Source organism: Herbaspirillum autotrophicum (assembly GCF_001189915.1).
GTDB classification, from domain to species: Bacteria; Pseudomonadota; Gammaproteobacteria; order Burkholderiales; family Burkholderiaceae_D; genus Herbaspirillum; species Herbaspirillum autotrophicum.
Genome location: NZ_LFLS01000038.1, coordinates 21,957 through 41,150 on the forward strand (window position 1 = coordinate 21,957; position 19,194 = coordinate 41,150).

The 19,194-nt window shown below is 55.9% G+C and carries 18 protein-coding genes, 1 tRNA gene and 1 pseudogene; 13 read left to right on the forward strand and 7 right to left on the reverse strand.

The window, feature by feature from the left end; translation table 11 throughout:
* Nucleotides 1-52 precede the first annotated feature (52 nt).
* The 7 genes from AKL27_RS22935 to AKL27_RS22965 all read left to right on the forward strand — a co-directional run bounded on the left by AKL27_RS22935 (nucleotide 53) and on the right by AKL27_RS22965 (nucleotide 7,355).
* Entirely contained in the window at nucleotides 53-982 is a 930-nt protein-coding gene (locus AKL27_RS22935; RefSeq protein WP_083439231.1) for a LysR family transcriptional regulator, read from the forward strand.
* A 321-nt stretch (nucleotides 983-1,303) separates the two neighbouring features.
* The gene (locus AKL27_RS22940) at nucleotides 1,304-2,263 is read left to right on the forward strand and encodes an SMP-30/gluconolactonase/LRE family protein (protein WP_050465200.1); all 960 of its coding nucleotides are present in this window, start codon (nucleotides 1,304-1,306) and stop codon (nucleotides 2,261-2,263) included.
* A 58-nt stretch (nucleotides 2,264-2,321) separates the two neighbouring features.
* Complete coding sequence (locus tag AKL27_RS22945) at nucleotides 2,322-3,350, forward strand: TRAP transporter substrate-binding protein (protein ID WP_050465201.1); 1,029 nt, start codon at nucleotides 2,322-2,324, stop codon at nucleotides 3,348-3,350.
* Nucleotides 3,347-3,907, forward strand: coding sequence for a TRAP transporter small permease (locus AKL27_RS22950; RefSeq protein ID WP_050465202.1), 561 nt, complete (start codon nucleotides 3,347-3,349; stop codon nucleotides 3,905-3,907). The genes AKL27_RS22945 and AKL27_RS22950 overlap by 4 nt, the downstream gene beginning before the upstream one ends.
* Complete coding sequence (locus AKL27_RS22955) at nucleotides 3,891-5,177, forward strand: TRAP transporter large permease (RefSeq protein ID WP_050465203.1); 1,287 nt, start codon at nucleotides 3,891-3,893, stop codon at nucleotides 5,175-5,177. The genes AKL27_RS22950 and AKL27_RS22955 overlap by 17 nt, the downstream gene beginning before the upstream one ends.
* A 38-nt stretch (nucleotides 5,178-5,215) precedes the next feature.
* Entirely contained in the window at nucleotides 5,216-6,184 is a 969-nt protein-coding gene (locus AKL27_RS22960) for a hydroxymethylglutaryl-CoA lyase (RefSeq protein WP_050465204.1), read from the forward strand.
* A 10-nt stretch (nucleotides 6,185-6,194) separates the two neighbouring features.
* On the forward strand, nucleotides 6,195-7,355 hold the full coding sequence (locus AKL27_RS22965; protein ID WP_083439233.1) for a CaiB/BaiF CoA transferase family protein: 1,161 nt from the start codon (nucleotides 6,195-6,197) through the stop codon (nucleotides 7,353-7,355).
* A gap of 42 nt (nucleotides 7,356-7,397) precedes the next feature.
* On the opposite strand, the gene AKL27_RS27945 is transcribed toward AKL27_RS22965, so the two are convergent.
* Nucleotides 7,398-7,535, reverse strand: coding sequence for a hypothetical protein (locus AKL27_RS27945; RefSeq protein ID WP_157057061.1), 138 nt, complete (start codon nucleotides 7,533-7,535; stop codon nucleotides 7,398-7,400).
* Between the two features lie 348 nt (nucleotides 7,536-7,883).
* On the opposite strand from AKL27_RS27945, the gene AKL27_RS22970 reads away from it, so the two are divergent.
* Together AKL27_RS22970 and AKL27_RS22975 are read left to right on the forward strand one after the other, a co-directional pair.
* A complete protein-coding gene (locus AKL27_RS22970; RefSeq protein WP_232311075.1) occupies nucleotides 7,884-8,411 on the forward strand; it encodes a response regulator transcription factor in 528 nt (175 codons plus the stop codon).
* Nucleotide 8,412: 1 nt separating this feature from the next.
* A complete protein-coding gene (locus AKL27_RS22975) occupies nucleotides 8,413-9,051 on the forward strand; it encodes a GGDEF domain-containing protein (RefSeq protein ID WP_232311076.1) in 639 nt (212 codons plus the stop codon).
* 40 nt (nucleotides 9,052-9,091) lie between these two features.
* Here the strand turns inward: AKL27_RS22975 and AKL27_RS27950 are convergent.
* Nucleotides 9,092-9,265, reverse strand: a pseudogene (locus tag AKL27_RS27950) (integrase core domain-containing protein); the annotation flags it as partial.
* 80 nt (nucleotides 9,266-9,345) lie between these two features.
* Here AKL27_RS27950 and AKL27_RS22980 point away from each other — a divergent pair.
* Nucleotides 9,346-10,524: a hypothetical protein gene (locus AKL27_RS22980; RefSeq protein ID WP_050465208.1), complete on the forward strand. Its 1,179-nt coding sequence runs from the start codon at nucleotides 9,346-9,348 to the stop codon at nucleotides 10,522-10,524.
* A gap of 6 nt (nucleotides 10,525-10,530) precedes the next feature.
* Complete coding sequence (locus AKL27_RS22985) at nucleotides 10,531-11,622, forward strand: hypothetical protein (RefSeq protein WP_050465209.1); 1,092 nt, start codon at nucleotides 10,531-10,533, stop codon at nucleotides 11,620-11,622.
* A gap of 265 nt (nucleotides 11,623-11,887) precedes the next feature.
* On the opposite strand, the gene AKL27_RS22990 is transcribed toward AKL27_RS22985, so the two are convergent.
* Nucleotides 11,888-11,974, reverse strand: a tRNA-Leu gene (locus AKL27_RS22990).
* Between the two features lie 136 nt (nucleotides 11,975-12,110).
* On the opposite strand from AKL27_RS22990, the gene AKL27_RS22995 reads away from it, so the two are divergent.
* Nucleotides 12,111-14,072 (forward strand): APC family permease, encoded by a 1,962-nt coding sequence (locus AKL27_RS22995; protein WP_050465210.1) that lies wholly within the window; start codon nucleotides 12,111-12,113, stop codon nucleotides 14,070-14,072.
* A 28-nt stretch (nucleotides 14,073-14,100) separates the two neighbouring features.
* Here the strand turns inward: AKL27_RS22995 and AKL27_RS23000 are convergent, their stop codons facing one another.
* From AKL27_RS23000 to AKL27_RS23010, 3 genes are all read right to left on the reverse strand, one after another.
* Complete coding sequence (locus AKL27_RS23000; RefSeq protein ID WP_083439234.1) at nucleotides 14,101-14,523, reverse strand: surface-adhesin E family protein; 423 nt, start codon at nucleotides 14,521-14,523, stop codon at nucleotides 14,101-14,103.
* A gap of 328 nt (nucleotides 14,524-14,851) precedes the next feature.
* The gene (locus AKL27_RS23005; RefSeq protein ID WP_050465211.1) at nucleotides 14,852-15,865 is read right to left on the reverse strand and encodes a DctP family TRAP transporter solute-binding subunit; all 1,014 of its coding nucleotides are present in this window, start codon (nucleotides 15,863-15,865) and stop codon (nucleotides 14,852-14,854) included.
* A gap of 119 nt (nucleotides 15,866-15,984) precedes the next feature.
* Complete coding sequence (locus tag AKL27_RS23010; RefSeq protein ID WP_050465212.1) at nucleotides 15,985-17,061, reverse strand: tartrate dehydrogenase; 1,077 nt, start codon at nucleotides 17,059-17,061, stop codon at nucleotides 15,985-15,987.
* 131 nt (nucleotides 17,062-17,192) lie between these two features.
* Between AKL27_RS23010 and AKL27_RS23015 the strand changes: the two genes are divergently transcribed.
* Nucleotides 17,193-18,104: a LysR family transcriptional regulator gene (locus AKL27_RS23015; RefSeq protein WP_050465213.1), complete on the forward strand. Its 912-nt coding sequence runs from the start codon at nucleotides 17,193-17,195 to the stop codon at nucleotides 18,102-18,104.
* A gap of 12 nt (nucleotides 18,105-18,116) precedes the next feature.
* Here the strand turns inward: AKL27_RS23015 and AKL27_RS23020 are convergent, their stop codons facing one another.
* Nucleotides 18,117-19,190, reverse strand: a complete 1,074-nt coding sequence (locus AKL27_RS23020) for a substrate-binding domain-containing protein (protein ID WP_050465214.1) — start codon at nucleotides 19,188-19,190, stop codon at nucleotides 18,117-18,119.
* Nucleotides 19,191-19,194: the final 4 nt, after the last annotated feature.

A 19,194-nucleotide genomic window follows, 5' to 3' on the forward strand; every position in this document is an offset into this window, starting at 1 on the left:
TTATCTGATTTTCGATGCAGCCAGGATTTGATCAACCGGAACCGAGTGCCCCATGCCCATGCGCAATATAGATCCCTTCTCGATTCGCCTGTTTCTCGCCATTCTGGAAGAGGGCAGCATTGCCAAGGCGGCAGCGCGCGAGGCGATTGTGGCGTCGGCGGTCAGCAAGCGCATCAGTGAATTGGAAGCGCAATTTCGCGTGCCTTTGCTGGAGCGCGGCGCCAAAGGCGTGACGCCGACGCCGGCCGGCGAGGCCTTGCGGCATCACGCGCGCATGTTGTTGCAGGCGATGGACCGCATGGATGGCGAGATGTCCGAGTATTACGATGGCATTCGCGGCCGCATCCGGGTGCAGGCCAGCTTTTCCTCGCTGTCATCGTATCTGCCCGGCGATATCAAGGATTTCGTGCGCAGCCACGAGCGCATCAAGCTCGATTTGCAGGAAGACATCACGCCCGCCATTTTTCGCGCCGTCATCGATGGCACCTGTGATGTCGGCATCGCACCCGATATCGCTGATCATGAAGGTGTGCAGATTTATCCCTATCGCAGCCTGAGTCTGGCCGTGGTGGTGCCGACCGGGCATCCGCTGTCGCAACGCACGCAACTGCTCTATGCCGAAACGCTGGAATTCGAACAGGTCGAACTCAATCCCGGCAGCGGCATGGCGGCGTTGCTCGATAACGTCGCGCGCGATCACAAGCCGCCCAAGCGCACTTACATCCGGGTCGGTTCGTATGAAACCATTTGTCGCATGGTCGCCAACAATATGGGGATCGGCGTGGTGCCGCTGTTTTTTTCGCAATCCCATGCTCAGGTGTTCGGCCTGAAATTCATTCCGCTGGCCGATGCGTGGGCCCATCCGATGATTTGCATCGCGGTGCGCGAATCGGAATCCTTGCCATCGGCAGCCAAGGCGTTTGTCGAGCATCTGCGGCAGCGCGGCATGCAAGACCGGCCCGACGCCAGCGTTCCGGTCTGAGAGTCCCCGGCAACCGGCAGCACTGCCGCAATGGCATGGCCTGCTGGCCGCATTTGTCTTCTGTCGCCCCGGGAGGCAGGCTCCGGTTGTCGCTCCGGCACTTCCCGACGGTGCCGCCCGGGCGCCTGATTGTTTCCGTTTACTCCTGAAAGCCATCTCCAACGGAGATGGTCACGTTCCAAACAATTGCTTGTTGCCACCATGGACAAAACCGACAATGCCTGTGGCTGTCCGCACCGGTATCGGTGACGGCCAACATACACAAGGTGGTGGCAACAGACCAACCACGGTAAAAAAACAATCCATCAACAAGGAGACACAATGTTGACAGTTTCACCAGCCGATCTGACGTTCATCGGCAATGATATCGAACGCGGCGAATGCATACTCGCGACCAAATCCGGCGAACTGTTTTTGCCGGACCGGCGCGGCGGCGTGAACATTGTGCATGCGAATGGCCGTACCGAACGGATCATGGCGCAAGGCGCACCCGAGGGTTTCATGCCGAACGGCATCGCCTTGCTGCCGGATCGCAGTTTCCTGATGGCCGATCTGGGACCGGGCGGCGGCGTGTATCACATGAAGCCGGATGGACAGATCAAACCGCATTTGCTGGAAGTGGACGGCCACCGGCTGGAACCGACCAATTTTGTCGGCATCGACAGCAAATTGCGCACCTGGATCAGCGTCAGCACGCGCATGGTGCCGCGCGAGCAATCGATGAAAAAAGGCCACGCCGACGGCTATCTGATTTTGATGGATGAACGCGGCGCGCGTATCGTCGCCGAAGGCTTCGGGTTCGCCAATGAAGCGATTGTCGATCCCACCGGTAAATGGCTGTACATCAATGAAACCTTCGCGCGTTGCACCAGCCGCTTTGAAATCCGCGCCGACGGCTCGCTCGGCCCCAAGGAAATTTTCGCGCAATACGGTGCCGGTACCTTCCCCGATGGTTTCACGTTCGATGCCGAAGGCGCGGTGTGGATCGTCAGCGTGGTCAGCAATCGCGTGATCCGCACCACGCTCGACGGCAAGCAGCACATCATGCTGGAAGATGCCGATCCGGACATGCTGGCAACCGTGGAAGCGGCCTTCCATGACGGTAGCTATTCGCGCAAGCATCTCGATTCCGGCGGCCAGCGCAAGCTCGGCAATTTATCCGGGATCTGCTTTGGCGGCCCGGACCTGAAGACGGTGTATCTGGCGTCGCTGTTCGGGCATCAGGTAGCCAGCTTTCGGTCACCGGTTGCCGGCGCACCGCCGGTGCAGTGGGAATTCTGAGTTGCACTGACCATCATCCATGCCGGCATGGCATGCAAAAAAACAGATTGGAGACGACATGAAACACAAATTGCTTGTGGGCCTGAGTGCGGCCTTGGCCACCGTTTCGACCGCAGCCATGCTATTGCTGGCAGCACCGGCAACAGCGCAGACGCCGGCCACGCGCACCATCAAGGTAGCCACCATTGCGGTGACCAACAGTCCGTGGCACAAGGCCTTGCTGAAGTTCAAGGAAATCGTGGATGCCGACAGCAAAGGGCGTTACACCGTCAGCCTGTATCCGGACGGCCAGCTCGGCGATATTCCGCAATTGTTGTCGGCCATGCAGATCGGTACCGTCGACATGGCTTACTTCGGCTTGTCATCGATCAGCTATGTGCGCGGCGGCGAAGCCCTGAACGTGATCTACGTGCCGTATCTGTTCAAGGACGGCGAATGGGCCGAGAAAATTCTCAACAACGATGAATTCCAGAGTATCTACGCCAAGGTAGCGACCAGTTCCGGCGTGCGTGTGTTCGGCGCCTGGGGCCAGCGTTCACCGCGCGCGATGCAGACCACCAAGGGACCGGTCAAAAAGCCGGAAGATTTGCGTGGCATGCGCATTCGCATCCCGCCGATCCCGCTGCTGAAAGCCACCTTCGACCGCTTGAATGTACAAGTGGCATCGATGGGGGTGCTGGAAATCTACAACGCCTTGTCGCGCGGCATGGTGGATGGACAGGATAACGGCTTCGATCTGGCGATGCCGCCCAAATTCTATGAGGCAGCCAAGTACTGGTCCGCCACCGATCACGTCTATGAAGTGGTCGGCTGGTTCGTGTCCGAGAGATTGTGGAAGACCTTGCCGCCGGCCGATCAGGAAATGTTCAAGAAAGCCTCGCGTGAAGCCGGCAAGGTCGCGACCGATCTGGAAAAGAAATACGACCACGACAGCATCGCCGTCATGCAAGCCGCCGGCGTCACTTATACCGTGCCTGACAAGGCCGCATTCCGCGCCGCCGTGGCCGGTGTCGAAAAACCGTTCGACGGCAAGCTGTGGCCGGCCGGCCTGGTCGAGCGCATTCACAAAATCCAGGGTGACAAGTGAGCAGCGGGCTGAATCTGCCTGAAGCTGAGGCACCCCCGACCGTGCCGTTGCTGGTGCCGGTGCGCTGGCTGCACTGGCTCGCCAAAGCCGGTGCGGTACTGGCGCTGTTCACGGTGCTGGCGTTCACGGTCGGTCAGGTGGCGGATCGCTACATCCTGAAATCGAGCTTCGGTGCCTACGATCAGTTTGCCCGCATGGGCATGGTGTGGCTGACCTTCATCGGCATTGCCATTGGTATCCGTGACCGCGTCAATGTCCGCATCGAATTGCTCAATCACCTGGCGCCCAAAAAAATTCGCACCGCCGTGGCGCTGGCGCTCGATTTCGTGATCCTGTGCATGGCGGTGGTACTGGTACTGGTGGGCGTGCGGTTGATGGATATCGGTTCATTCCAGACCATCATGGGCACCGACCTGACCTACGACGCCATGTACGCCGCGTTGCTGGTCGGCATGGGGTTGCTGATTCTGTTCCTGGTTTTTCGGTTCGCCGATTTCTTTTGCGGCGGTCGTTTGAATATTGATACTCCGGTGCCTGACGATGATCATCATTTTTAGTGTTCTGATTTTCTTTTTGTTGCTGGTGGTCGGACTCGATGTCGGTTTTTCGATGATCGTGGCGGCCTTGACCGGCATGCTGTTGCACACCGGCGGCGGGGTTGATCCGATCATGGTGCCGATGACGCTGGTATCGAGTGTCGACAGTGCCGCGCTGGTGGCGGTGCCGTTGTTCGTGCTGGCCGGCGAGATCATGAATCAGGGCGGCTTGACGCGACGCCTGATCGAATGGTCAACCGCGATGGTCGGCCATTTTCGCGGCAGCCTGTCGCAAGTGGCGATGACCACCAACCTGATGATGGCCGGCATTACCGGTTCGGCGGTAGCGGATGCCACTGCCACCGGCGCCATGCTGATTCCGGCCATGAAAAAGGAAGGCTACAAGCCCGGTTACGCAGCAGCCGTGATTGCGGCCGGCGCCATGCTGGGGCCGATCCTGCCGCCGTCGATCCCGATGATCGTGTATGCGGTAGTGGCCAATGTTTCGGTCGCCAAGCTGTTCATGGCGGGCATCGTGCCGGGCTTGATGCTGTTTGCCGGCTACGTGGCGATTTGCGCTTTCATCGCCCGCAAGCGCAACTATCTGGCCAAGCCGCGCGCTACCTGGCGCACCCAGGTGCAAAGCACGCGGGTGGCGATCTGGGCGCTGGTGGTGCCGGTCATGATCGTGCTTGGGATCCGCTCCGGCATCATCACCGAAACCGAAGCCGCCGGCGTGATCTGCATTTACGCCTTGTTCGTCGGTATCTTCGTTTATCGCGATTTGAAAATCCGCAAGCTGGGCGCGGTGTTTTACTCGGCGGCCAAGACCTCGGCAGTGATCCTGTTTTTGCTGGCCGCCGCCGGACCCTTCTCGTGGCTGATGAGTGAAGCGCATATCGCGACCATGATTTCGCAGTTCATTCTCGGTATCTCCAAGGATCCGCTGATCGTGCTGCTGGTGGTCAACCTGTTGCTGCTGGCAGTCGGCATGGTGTTCGAACCGTTGCCGGCGCTGGTGATGTTCGTGCCGACCCTGTTGCCGATTCAGGCCGCGCTCGGCATCGATCCGATTCACTTTGCCACGGTGGTCATCATCAACCTGATGATCGGCATGCTGCATCCGCCGGTCGGTTTGCTGATTCTGATCACGGCGGCCATCGGTCGCGTGCGGCTGTGGTCGGTGGCCATGGAAACCCTGCCATTTCTGGGCTGGTCGCTGGTGGTGCTGTTGCTGGTCTCGGTCTTTCCGTTTCTGGTGACTTGGCTGCCGAATCTGGCGATCAGGTGACGCTCTTGTCCATAGCTAATAACGACTGAGGAATACGCATGCAACAACACGTTTCTGGTTCTGTTCTGCCGGCTGGCGACAGCTGGGTGGATGTGATTGAAGTCGGTACCCGCGACGGTTTGCAGATTGAAACCACGCTGGTGCCGGCGGCGCAAAAGATCGCCATTCTCAACGCCATGATTGCCAGCGGTATCCGGCATATCGAAGTGACCTCGTTCGTGTCACCCAAAGCGGTGCCGCAGCTGGCGGACGCCAGTGAAGTGCTGGCCGGCATTGCGCGTCGCGACGATACGTTTCTGATGGCCCTGATACCGAATGTCAAGGGCGCCGAGCGGGCGGCACTGACCTCGCTCGATGGCGGCGTATTGCTGTGCTCGGCATCGGAGACGCATAACCGCAAAAATCTCAATCGCAGCATTGCCGACACCATCAGCGGTTTCGGGCCGGTGGTGGAGTGTCTGCATCAGGCCGGGATTGATGCCATGGGTGCCGTTGCCACGGCATTCGGGTGCCCGTTCGAAGGTGAGGTCAGTATCGCGGCGGTGGAGCGGATTGTCGGCGCTTATGCTGAACTGGGAATTACCCACATCACGCTCGGCGACACCACCGGCATGGCGACGCCGCGCAACGTCCGCAGTACCGTGCGCGCCTTGCGCCAGTCCTTTCCCCAACTGCAAATCACGCTGCATTTGCACAATACCCGTGGCATCGGTCTGGCCAATGTGGTGGTCGGACTGGAAGAGGGCATTCGCCGTTTCGATGCTTCGGTCGGCGGCTTGGGCGGTTGTCCGTTCGCGGCCGGCGCGACCGGCAATATCTGCACCGAAGATCTGGTGTATCTGCTGGCCGAAAGCGGGTATCGCACCGGCATTGATCTGTCGCAATCGATTGCGGTGGCGTTGCAGATGGAGCGGGTGCTCGGCAAGCGATTGTCCGGCCAGGTCATGCGCGCCGGTCCGCGTCTGGCGTTGCACGCAGCCGATGCGGTTCCCACCGCAGCCGGTTAGGAGGACAGATATGCAACAACCTCTTTCCGGGATCAAGGTCATCGACCTCACGCGCATTTTGTCGGGGCCGTTCTGTACCATGCTGTTGGGCGACATGGGTGCCGACGTGATCAAGATCGAAGGCGCCGGCGATGGCGATCCGGTGCGCCGGCAGGGCGCCAGGGTCGAGGATTTCAGTTGGTACTTCGCTTCCTTCAACCGCAACAAGCGCTCGATGGTGCTGGACTTGCGCTCGGCCGAGGGCAAGGCGGTGCTGACGCAACTGATCGCGCAATCCGATGTACTGGTGGAAAACTTCCGTCCCGGCGTATTGGCCGAGATGGGTTTTGATGACGACCGTCTGGCCGCCATCAATCCGCGGCTGGTGACGGCTGGCATTACCGGCTATGGCGCCAGCGGCCCCTATGCAGAACGGCCGGCCTTCGATTTTGTGGTGCAGGCGATGAGCGGTTTCATGGCGTCCAGCGGCGCCGCCGATGGCCCGCCGATGCGCTGTGCGCCGCCGATCACCGATCTGGTGGCCGGCTTGTATGCGGCCTGGGGCATCGTCAATGCCTTGCGCGCCCGCGATCAAAGCGGCAGCGGCCAGCGCGTGGAAGCCGCCATGATGACCGGTATTCTGAGCATGTTCGCCTATCTGAGCGCGGACTATCTGGCCACCGGAAAACTGCCGGTGCGGACCGGCAACGATCATCCGATTGCCTCGCCGTATGGCTTGTTCAGCGCCAGCGATGGCGAAATCGCCGTCGCCCCGAGCACCGAAGATATTCTGGCGCGCTTTCTCGGCCTGCTTGGTCTGCGGCATTTGCTCGATGAAGCGCGCTTTGCCAGCAACCCGCAACGGGTGCTGCATCGCCAGGAGCTCAACCGCCTGATCAACGAACGGGTCGGCACCGATACCCAAGCCAACTGGATCAGTCGCCTGAATCTGGGCGGCGTGCCTTGCGGCCGGGTGCAGGATATCGGTGAAGCCTTGCGCGATCCGCAGATGCTGCATCAAAACATGGTGCTGGATATCGAGCACCCGGGACATGGCGTGGTCAAGATGGTCGGTTTTCCGGTCAAGCTGTCGGCCTCGCCGTGCGTGGTGCGTTACCCGGCGCCGGATTACGGGGCGCATACGGCAGAAATTCTGGAGGAGTTGCGGCTGTCGACGACGGCCGGCGGCTGAGGCAATCATGCGCAGCAAGGTTTCTGGCATGCCGGTCCGCGATCAATGCGTTCCGGCATGCTCTTTTTCTTCAATTTGACAGATATCGCCAACGTCATAGCGGCAATCCCCGCCGCCGATCTTCACGTCCCACGCTAAAAAATCACGATTTTCATCGTTGTCATGCACTGAAATTGCCATGTGGAAATTTTAGTGAGATTTTTTGTGCATTTATTTTCCCCCGAAAAAATGTATAACGTTACCGAGAGCTAACATTGCATGGAGTTAACGTCTCAAAAAGATTCGTCGGTTGGGGAAAAGACGGATTGTGTTATTGGCAGTGTTTTGGGGAAGCACTCGGGTGAGTATTTTAATTGTCGAACTCCAGGATAATTTGCGGGGGATCATGGCAAATCACCTTGCAGGATCCGGGATTTCAGTTCGTTCTGCAGCGAGCATTGTGCAAATGAATCTGGAGATTCAAAAAAAAAGCCGACCGTCGTCGTGATGGAGGCGCAGGCTGTTAACGGTTCCGGATTGTCGGGAATCGTGAATCTGCGGCAGCGCTTTCCGTTGCTGGGTATCGTGGTGATCACCGAAAAGAACGATGATGCAGGGCACGTGCGGGCACTGCAGGAAGGCGCCGACCATTTCTTTCCGCGCTCGGTAAGCCTGCCGGTCTTGTCGGCTACCGTGGGCGCCTTGTTCCGGCGCGTTCATGTCCATGTCGATTCCCGCAAAGAACAGGTCCGCGTGTGGAAATTCAACCGGCGCTCGCAAATGCTGTCGGGTTCGTGCGGCACCCGCATCAATTTCAGTGACCGCGAGAGCGCGATACTGACCATGCTGTTTCTCAATCCGCATTTCCCGGTAAGTACCGAAAGACTGCTGCACGCATTGAACATGTCGGCAGAGATCTTCGATCCGCACCGCGTCGACACCATCATTTACAGAATCCGTAAAAAGCTCAATCAAGGCTCCGGTGCCGCGTTTGAGATTCGCAACATCTATGGCCAAGGGTACATGTGCATTGGATCAGAAGGGGACGCGGTATTTCATGTTTGGGATGGACAATAAGTTGAGTCTCGCCGCTCTGCTCTGCCTGCTGTTTGCGGTCGCCAATTGCTGGCTGCTGATCCGGCTGGCCGCAGTCCGGCGACAACGAGATGCGGCCGGCGTGACGATCGCCCTGTTGCAAAAGGAAATGGCGCTGCTGCAAGATCAGGCGCTGCACGATCACCTGACCGGTCTGCCCAATCGCGCCTTGCTGGAAGACCGCATCCGCCAGGCCCTGGTCAAGGCCACGCGCGAAGAAACCAATTTCCTGATTCTGTTCCTCGACCTGGATCGCTTCAAGCCGGTCAATGACATGTATGGACACGATGTCGGCGACCGCCTGCTGATCGATGTCGGCCGCCGCATCCGGCAAGCCGTGCGCGAAGAAGATACCGTGGCCCGCATCGGCGGCGATGAATTCGTGGTGCTGGCGTTCATTTCATCCCCGCCGGACGCCGCGCTGATGGTCAGGAAAATCGGCGATGTTTTGAACCACCCGTTCGAAGCCGGCGGCAATGCGATTCATATCGCAGCCAGTATCGGGCAGTCGGTATTTCCGCAGGATGGCCGCTCGCTGGAAGAATTATTGTGGAAAGCCGATGGCGCCATGTATCTTCACAAAAAACGGACGCATAAAAATAACGGCGTGGTCAGTATCTGATTGTCTGCCGGCAGGGGGAAGTTGTCACAGCCGGCGCAAGTCAGTCATTGAACTGATGTGGCCGCACCCAGTTATATCGTTGCATCAGATAGTGACTGATGTCCCGATGTGCTTGCTGTGCCGTCATGTAGCCTACATTCGGAACCCATTCAGATTTCAGGCTTCTGAACAATTTTTCCATCGGGGCATTGTCCCAATAATTTCCACGACGACTGTGGAGGAAAACATTCCTAATGTGCTTTGTATTTTCATTGATATACTAGGTCTACTTGAACGTCAATTTGGGGTTTCTTAATGTCTCATCCACTTCTGGTACTTGAAGATAAAAATACAAAATGTGCGTCGTTAATGGCGACCTTGGAGCTGGGCGATTATCTGGAGCTTGTCGAAGAAGCCTATTCAGACCAAGGAGGACTAGCGGGTCAGCGTGCGCCTATTCGTACCAAAACTGCGCTTAAAATTAGAAACCGGTTAGTGCAAGATCTGAAGCAAGGAGCCGTCATTCCTCCAGTTGTAATTGGGGTTGTTTGTACTCCACGGTTAAAAAGTAAGATGCGCGGCCTTGCAATGTCATCAGATCTGGTCAGTTTGCTTAAAGCCCATAAATTAGATCTATCTATTATTGACGGAATGCAGAGGACAACTGCATTGAAAGAGGCGTTCGATAAGAAGAACAAAAATCATTTTATTCGAGTAGAAATATGGGTTGCGGAAAAGGTCAGTAGTTTGATTTATCGCATGCTTGTCTTGAATACCGGTCAGGTTCCATGGGATCTAAAAAGACAGTTGGATACGTTGTATCGGCCTATCCTTGCCGAGATAAAGGTGAAGCTACCAAAGATTAAAATAATTGGCCTTGATGAAACTAATCGTCGATCACAAGCTGGGGAATACCGCAGCTCCAGAATCATCGAACTTTTTTTAGCATTTACGTCGCGATCTATTGAAATTGATATTAAGGAAAAAGTTGCTGAAGAGTTTATTAAGATTGACTTGACTGAGGCAACTGCCTCGGACAATTTTTTACCTCTTTTTATTAAATCTTTGGAGCTTATGGCAAAGCTTGATGCAGAATTTGACCGGGTAAAATTAGCCGCGGAAGAAGGTGCAAGAGTTAGGAACGGCAAAGATATTTTTACATCTGCCCCAGCAGCGATCGGTTTTGTTGTTGCTATTGCCGAGCTAGTTCTTGGAGAGCCAGGATTTGACTATGACATGATTACTGCTCAAAAAGACTTGGATAAGATCGAGCGGACGGTCAAATCGCTCGTAACTGCACTAAAAGGCCTATCTCAAAAAGAGTTAGCTGCATTTATGGATTTTGAGACTCTGAACCAGAAGCTTTCTGTGAAATCAGGTCGAGTGGGGGATCATGATCGAAGCTTCTATAAGAAAGCTTTTTTGACGCTCTTGCGACTTCCTAAGGAAGTAATTCGTCAGGGAGCCATGACGCCATGCTGGATGGCGAGATGATTTGATATGTCTCTTAACGTAAAAAAATTCATAACGACGGATATATATCAATGGTTCACCCAAAACGCCGATAGCAGTCAATCGAATAATCTACCGGGAAAAGCAAAGTTTTGGGTTACTCCAGTGGATTCAAAGGATCCTTCCTACGACGAAATTGTAGAGCAATTGATGTCTAGATTTTCCGTTACTTCGGTTGGAATTCCTCGTGTGATTGAAGGTCTCGCATTGGTGGTAGTGCGAGAGGGGAGTCAAGTATTTGTTTGCGGAGCTTATTTGGATGGAAAACGTAGCTTAGTTCTCGCTGACTCACTTGTAGAGGGAGTGCACGAAGCTGAGCTCTCATTTTTACAAAAGATGGCATTTGTTTGCAAGGTTGGTGCGAAAGCGAAGTCTCTGATAGCTCCGGCCGTTTGGCAGAAAATGCCAATCTTTCAGGCTGATTTTGAAGCTTTGTTACCAAAAATTGCATGTATAGAAATTGATGAGGAATTTACACAGGATTCTGAAGAAGTCTTGATATTGAAACTCTTGCTATCCGTTGAACTACCTGCGACGAATGTAATTTTTTTTAGAAATGAACTAATTTCGGTTATGTTAGCAGTACCTCAAAAAGATCATGAGTGGCTACTGCAACAGGTTTTATGGACCGCTATGTCAGGTCGAAATACTAATTTTTTTGTCGAGCTTTACCGGATTGTCGAATTCTTTTTTCCTCTTAAAAAAATATCGAAATTAAAAGAAAAAATTGGTTTTCAAGGCACGGATCTTGAGCTATTGGGCGCGTGTTCTTCTGGCTTAGGGTGGAACGTCAATCACTCACTGGGGTCGAGATTGGCACTAAATTTTGCGACGACTGATTTTGCAGAAATTGCTCTTGATTCCGCCTATTCAGGGGAAAAAGATGAGGAAGCTAGGAAATTTAAGGAGGATGCAATGGAAAAAATTACAGAATTGCGTCATGCCCTCGTTCATCAAAGCTTTCGCGAAAGCAGCACCGAAGATACGCTTCTGAATCTGTTTACACATGCTCTGCTCAATTTCTTATTTACTTCATTTTCTGAATATGGAAGAACCTATCAAAAAATTGAAAATAGTTAATTAAAAAGCATCCTAAATTTTAGGATTTTTTTAGTAGCGGAACTCCGAATACCAAGGTTGTAACCGAACCACGTTTAGCGTGTCATCCAAGTTCGGTGATGTGACCCCACGGAGCGCGACGTCTCTGTAGATTGCACTGAAAACTGAGCCACAAAAAGTGGGTCAATATTCGGTGCAATTCAACATTGCAGTAACAGACCGTACTGATTTCTGCTCTGGAAAATAAAAAAGGCCCTCATTTCTGAGGGCCTTTTAATATATGTTTTGGTGCCGGGAGCCGGAATCGAACCGGCACGGTGTCACCACCGCGGGATTTTGAGTCCCGTGCGTCTACCTATTCCGCCATCCCGGCAACGCAAGAACGCGATTATGACGGAGTTTGTCATTGGAGGCAATACCCTTTTTGCATATTCCTGTCTGACGGGGTTTCGCGCAAACGGGTATCATCGCCGCTTGAATGAAAAGCCGTTGGCACGCGATACACAATAATGAAGCTGTTGAAGATTCGAGAAATACTGTTTGGCAAGGCGCTGGATCCGATGCAACGGGATACGCGTCATTCTCTGGCACTGGTAGCGTTTCTGGCGTGGGTCGGACTGGGCGCGGACGGTCTGTCGTCTTCGGCCTATGGCCCGGAAGAAAGTTTCCGCGCGCTCGGCGGCCATACTCATCTTGGTTTGTATCTGGCGCTGGCCACGGCGCTGACGGTCTTCATCATTGCGCTGGCCTATAACCAGGTGATCGAACTGTTTCCGACCGGCGGTGGCGGTTACCGGGTTGCCACCAAACTGGTTGGTCCCTATCTCGGACTGATTTCCGGCGTTGCCCTGATTCTCGATTATGTCTTGACCATTGCGATTTCGATTGCCTCCGGCGTCGATGCCCTGGCATCGTTGTTGCCGCTCGGTTTTCAACCCTATAAATTATGGGCCGAGGCGTTTTTCATCGGCGTCCTGATCGTCCTCAATCTGCGCGGTCTCAAAGAAGCCATCAAATTCCTGCTGCCGGTTTTTCTCGGTTTCGTGGTGACCCATTTCATTTTGATCGTGTATGGCGTATTTGCCCATGCCGCCTATTTTCCGGCGCTGGTGCCGACCACGTTGGCCGAAACCGGTTCGCTGGCGCAGCAGATCGGCTGGATCGGCGTGGCCGGCATGCTGTTGCTGGCGTATTCGCAAGGCGGCGGTACCTATACCGGACTGGAAGCGGTATCGAATAACGTCAATATGCTGGCTGAGCCGCGCGTGCGCACCGGCAAGATGACCATGTTTTACATGGCCTTGTCGCTGGCGTTCACGGCCGGCGGCATTTTTCTGCTGTATCTGTTGTGGGATGCGCGCCATGTCGATGGCCAGACGCTCAATGCCACGACCTTCCGCATGATCATCGAAAGCATGGCGCTCGGCGATCAGTGGGTCAGCGATCTGTTGCTGGTGATCGTGCTGGCGTTCGAGGCCGGGCTGCTGTTCGTGGCCGCTAATACCGGCTTTCTGGGCGGTCCGGCGGTGTTGTCCAACATGGCGGTGGATTCCTGGGTGCCGCATAAATTCCGCTACCTGTCGACCCGGCTGGTGACGCAAAACGGCATTCTGGTGATGGGCGTGGCGGCGCTGGCGATTCTGTTCTGGACCCAAGGCAGCGTCACCTTGCTGATCGTGCTGTATTCGATTTCGGTATTTCTGACCTTTGCCATTTCGTTGTTCGGCCTGTGTCGCTACTGGTGGCGGCAGCGGCGTCAGCTGGCGCACTGGAAACGGCGCTTCCTGCTGTCGCTGACCGGTTTCGTGATCTGCGCTGCGATTCTGGTGGTGCTGTTGGTTGAAAAGCTGACTGCCGGCGGCTGGGCCACGGCGGTGATCATTGGCGCCATGTCGGCACTGTGCATTTATATCCGCAATCATTATCGCGACACCAAGGAAGCGATCCGCTCGGTGGATCAGATCTTTGCCAGCCAGCCATTCGGTACCCGGATGGAAGCGCTGACGCCGGACCCCGCCAATCAGACTGCGGTGTTCATCGTCGGCACCTCGCGTGGCGGCGGCTTGCATGCCTTGCTGTGGGTACAGCGCATGTTCCCGGCGCATTTCAAGAATTTCATTTTCGTCAATGCGCGCACCGTCGATTCACATGCGTATGGCGGCGAAGGTGCGGTCGAGCAAATGCGGGCCGAAGCCAATGCCACATTGCAGTTCTTTGTTGATTTCTGTCGCAGCCACGGCATGGCGGCCGCCTCGTATCTGGGTTTCGGGACCGATGCGGTTCAGGAAGTGACGCGCCAGTGTCACGCGATCAGCAAGCAATTTCCGAATGCGATCTTTTTCACCAGCAAGCTGATCTTCGAACAAGACAACTGGTTTATCCGTCTGCTGCACAATCAGGCCGCGCTGGCAATTCAGCGCCGGCTGCATTTCGATGGCCTGCAAATGGTGATCTTGCCGATGAAGGTGTGATGCCCGCTGGCTTGCCAGGCGGGAAAAATCAGCGGCCGGGCCGCTTGTTGCAGACCAGTTTGACCATCTGCTCGCCGGTGGAGCCGGGCAGGGTGTCTTGCAGCTTGACTTCGGAGTAGGCCAGATACGGCGAAAACAATACCTTGCCGCGACCGTCGGCCTTGTCATACATGGTGCGGCTGCCGAAACCGATCTTGCGCTTGTCGCAATCGAGATAGGCAGTGGAAATTTCGGAGGTGTAGTACTTGTCGCCGTGGCCGAGCAATTCTTGCGGCTGGTTCCAGTTCAGCAGAATCCTGGCTTGCAACACGCCCCGGGTCGAGATGATGCTGGCCTTTTCGACAAAGAACGTGCCGATATCGTTATCGCCGAGCAGCGACCATTCGGCCGCCTGTGCTGCGGGCATGCTCAGTAATGTGGTCGACAATACCAGTACGGCATATTTCATCATGGCGGGGAAGTGGAGTCGCGCGTTCAGCAAAACATGAAGGCGAGCATGGCGACATCGTCTTCCAGCATGATCAGCACGGTCAACGCCCAGAACAGGGCGTGGGTACTGGCATAGCTGGAAATGGTGCGGAATCTGCTCGTCATGTGGTGCTTGGCTGGCGGTGGTTGGATCAAAATTTCGGACAAATCCTAACATGCCGTGGCGGTTTGCGCTGATTTCGGGCGGCTGCTTTGTGGGATCAATGCTACCGTTGTGACGTCATGCAATGAAAACGGCCGCCCGCGGCGACCGTTTTCATTGCCATCCGCCGCCAGGCAAGTGGCGTCGCTTACCTGAGTGTGATGGTGTAGCCGATTTCCTTGTAGATCGATTGAATCCATTCCTTGCCGATGCGGTCAGCCATTTCGCTATGGACTTTGAACTGAATGGTTTTCCATTCGTTCTTTTCTTCCGGCGTCATGGTCAGGATTTTGGTCTTGCCGGTTTTGCGGATTTCTTCCAGCGCGTCGTCATTTTCCTTTTTCGCATTGCTGTTGAAGTAGGCGGTAGCATCCAGCACCGCCTTGTCCATGATCGGTCGCACATCCGCCGGCAAGGCATCCCAGAAGCGCTTGTTGGCGATGAACACGTAGCCGTGATAGCCGTGCTCGGAGAGGGTCATGAATTTTTGCACTTCATACAGCTTGGCGGTATTGACGATGGACGGCGGGTTTTCCTGGCCGTCGACGACACCGGTTTGCAAGCCCTGATAGATTTCCGACCATGGCATGACTTGCGGCAAGGCGCCGACAATACGGGTGCGCGCATCAATCACTTTGGAGGACTGGATGCGGATCTTCATGCCCTTGATATCGGCCGGTTTCACAATCGGTTTGTTGGAGGTCCAGTCCAGAAAGCCGCTGTCCCACATGGCCAGTCCGGTCAGACCTTTGCTGTCGAGCTTTTTCAGCAGCGCGTGGCCGATAGGGCCTTGGGTGACTTTCTGGGCTTGCGCCATATTGTCGAACAGGTACGGCAGATCGAACACTTCGAATTCGCGCAATCCCATCGGGCCGAATTTGCCGAAGGTCGGGGCCAGCATTTGTACCGAGCCCATTTGCAGCGCTTCCAGTTCTTCCTTGTCTTTATATAGCTGACTGTTGGGAAAGACTTCGACCTTGACGCGGCCGTGCGTGCGTTCTTCGACGATTTTCTTGAAGTAATCGGCGGTCTTGCCCTTGGACGTATTGGCGGCCACCACGTGGCTGAACTTGATGATGATCGGTGCTTGCGGGGTTTGCGCGAAGCTGTTGCTGATGACTGCCAATGCAGCTGCTGGCAGCAGGAATTTCCATGCTTTCATGCTTGTCTCCTCCGGTGGAATGGCAGCCTCTGCGGGCTGTGTGCCTGCCGGTTACGCTCGCGGTCGGGCGTACCGGCAGTGCGGATGCTACTGATGCTGATGCAAGATCAATTGCAGACTCAGATGGCGGCGGCGATGGCCTTGCCAACTTCGGTGGTGTTGCCGCTGCCGCCGAGATCGGCAGTGGTCGGTCCGGCCACCAATACTTTTTCAATCGCCGCCAGGATGGCGTCATGCGCTTGTTTGTATTGCGGTTTGCCGTTGCCGAGGAAGTCCAGCATCATCGCTGCCGACCAGATGGTGGCGATCGGATTGGCGATGTTCTTGCCGGCGATATCAGGCGCCGAGCCGTGCACCGGTTCAAACAGCGATGGCAGCTTGCGGTCCGGATTCAGATTGGCCGATGGCGCGATGCCGATGGTGCCGGCGCAGGCCGGGCCGAGGTCGGACAGAATGTCGCCGAACAGGTTGGGCGCGACCACGACGTCAAAACGTTGCGGATTGAGTACGAAATGAGCGGTCAGGATGTCGATGTGATATTTGTCCCATTTGACATCGCCATACTGCGGTGCCATGGCTTCGACCCGTTCATCCCAGTACGGCATGGTGATGGCGATGCCATTCGACTTGGTGGCCGAGGTCAGATGTTTCTTGGGACGGCTTTGCGCCAGTTCGAATGCATATTTCAGAATGCGGTCAACGCCGTGACGGGTGAATACCGATTCCTGGATCACCACTTCGCGCTCGGTGCCTTCATACATGCGGCCGCCGATGGACGAGTATTCGCCTTCGGTGTTTTCGCGCACCACATAGAAATCGATGTCGCCCGGCTTGCGGCCGGCCAGCGGACACGGTACGCCAGGCATCAGCCGGACCGGACGCAGATTGACGTAGAGGTCGAACTCACGCCGGAACTTCAGCAGCGAACCCCACAGCGAGACGTGATCCGGCACGGTTGCCGGCCAGCCGACGGCGCCGAAGAAAATCGCTTCAAAGCCTTTGAGCTGATCGAACCAGTCATCCGGCATCATCTTGCCGTGCTGGGCGTAGTAACCGCAGTGGGCCCAGTCGAAATGGGTGTATTCAATCTCGATGCCGAATTTGGCGGCCGCTGCTTCCAGCGTGCGCAAGCCTTCCGGGATCACTTCCTGGCCGATGCCGTCGCCGGCGATGACTGCTACTTTATGACGTGTCATGTGTTTCTCCTGTGTCTGAAATCTGATGCTGGACCGACGTTCTGTCGAATGCGCAGGAAATCATAAACGCATTCACTGCGGCCCTGACATCGATATAATTCACGATTTGGTAATTCTATAAAACACGAATCATGAACAATAAGCCACTATTGGAAGACTTGCGCTTGTTTTGCACGATTGCCCGCAAGAGCAGTTTTATCGAAACCGCCAAGGAAGTCGGCGCCTCGCCGGCCTATATCAGCAAGCGCATTGCGGTATTGGAAGAGACGCTCGGCGTGCGCTTGTTTCATCGCACGACGCGCAGCGTGGTGATGACCGAAGACGGCAGCAATGCGCATGACTGGGCGCGCCGCATTCTGGATGATGTCGATCAGATGCTGGAAACCGTGACCAGCGCCAAACGCATTCCGCGCGGCTTGCTCAAGATCAGCACCAGTTTTGCGCTGGGCCGCAAATATGTGTCGCCGATCATTTCCGAGTTTGCCGCCATGCATCCCGATCTCAAGATTCAACTGGAATTGTTTGATCGCAATGTCGACATGATCAATGAAGGTTTCGACCTCGACATCCGGGTCGGGCCGGTGCATGAACCGCATCTGTTTGCCAAGCGCATCATCGGCAGCCAGCGCGTATTGTGCGCCAGTCCGGCCTATCTGCAACGGCACGGCATGCCGGCCAGTCTGTCCGAGCTGACCCGGCATCAATGTCTGGTGATTCGCGAGCGCAACCAGTCATTCGGCATCTGGCGCATGCTGGGTCCCAACGGCATGGAAACCGTCAAGGTCGCCGGCGGCCTGGCATCGAATCATGGCGAGATCATTCACCAATGGGCGGTGGACGGCCATGGCATCATCTTGCGCTCGATCTGGGATGTCGCCGTCAGCCTCAAGCAGGGCAGTCTGCGGCGGGTATTGCCTGATTATTATCAGGAAGCCGATTTATGTGCGGTGTATCCGTTGCAGTTGAAGAATTCGGCCAAGGTGCGCGAATGCGTCAGGTTCTTGCAGGAAAAACTGGATCTGCATCCCGACCTGGCACCCTGATTGCACGTTGGTTCAGGCGTGCGCAAATGCTTCGGCCACGGTTTGAATCTTGCCGGTGTCGGTGCCGTCGTAACCCGGCAAATCATTGATTGCTTCGCGGCAAGCGGGGGATTGCAGAATATCGATCACGCCATGCACCAGCGGATCGCTGAGCGCGGTGGCCGGCATCGCGAAGAAATAGCGCTCGCGCACCAGCGGAATGAAATCGAGACCGAAATGATGGGCCGCGGTCTTGACCCCGAAGCCGACGTCGGCCATGCCGCTGGCGATGAAGGCGGCGACTGCGGAATGGGTGAATTCGTTGCTGCCGAAGCCGGTAATCTGTTTGTGCGAAATCCGGGCGTCGGCCAGCATCAGTTCAAACAACATGCGGGTGCCGGAACCGGCTTCGCGATTGACGAAGCGCAGATCGGTGCGGGTCAGGTCGGACAGGCCCTTGATGTTTTTCGGATTGCCGGTGGCGACAAACAGTCCCAGGTCGCGGATCGCCAGATGCAGTAAAAAGTCGTGCCGCTTTTCCAGCCATTTGGTATAGGTCAGCATGGCCGGTTTCTGGAATTTGCCGAGCGGCACGTGAAAGCCGGCCAGATCGCATTCCTGTCTGACCATGGCGGCCAGCGCATCGGTGCTGTGGCGGTAGCGTACTTCAATCGGTATGCCGGCGCGTTCCAGCAACTTCAATACCGCATTCACGGCAAAGCCGTGACTGGCATTCATGCGCACCGCCTGCAATTTTCCTTCTACCGTTTTTCCGAGCTCGATTTCCAGTTCCGAGGCCAGGCTGTCGAGCGTGGGCGACAGCCGCGCATTGACCAGACGATCGGCCCATAACAATTTATTGGCAAATACCGTGAGGGTGGTGCCGCGCCCGCGATCACTGTCGATCAAGGCATGGCCGAAGTTGGTTTCCGAGGTGCGCAACAAGCCCCAGGCATGCCGATAGGAGTGCTTCAGTTGTTGCGCCGCTTGCGCAATCGAGCCGGTTTGCTGAATCGCCGTCAAGAGCGACAGCAGTTCTGCCGTGTCGAACGGGATGGCGCCGTTATGCGCGATTTCCCAGTGCGGTTTGATCTGGACCTTATACATGAGC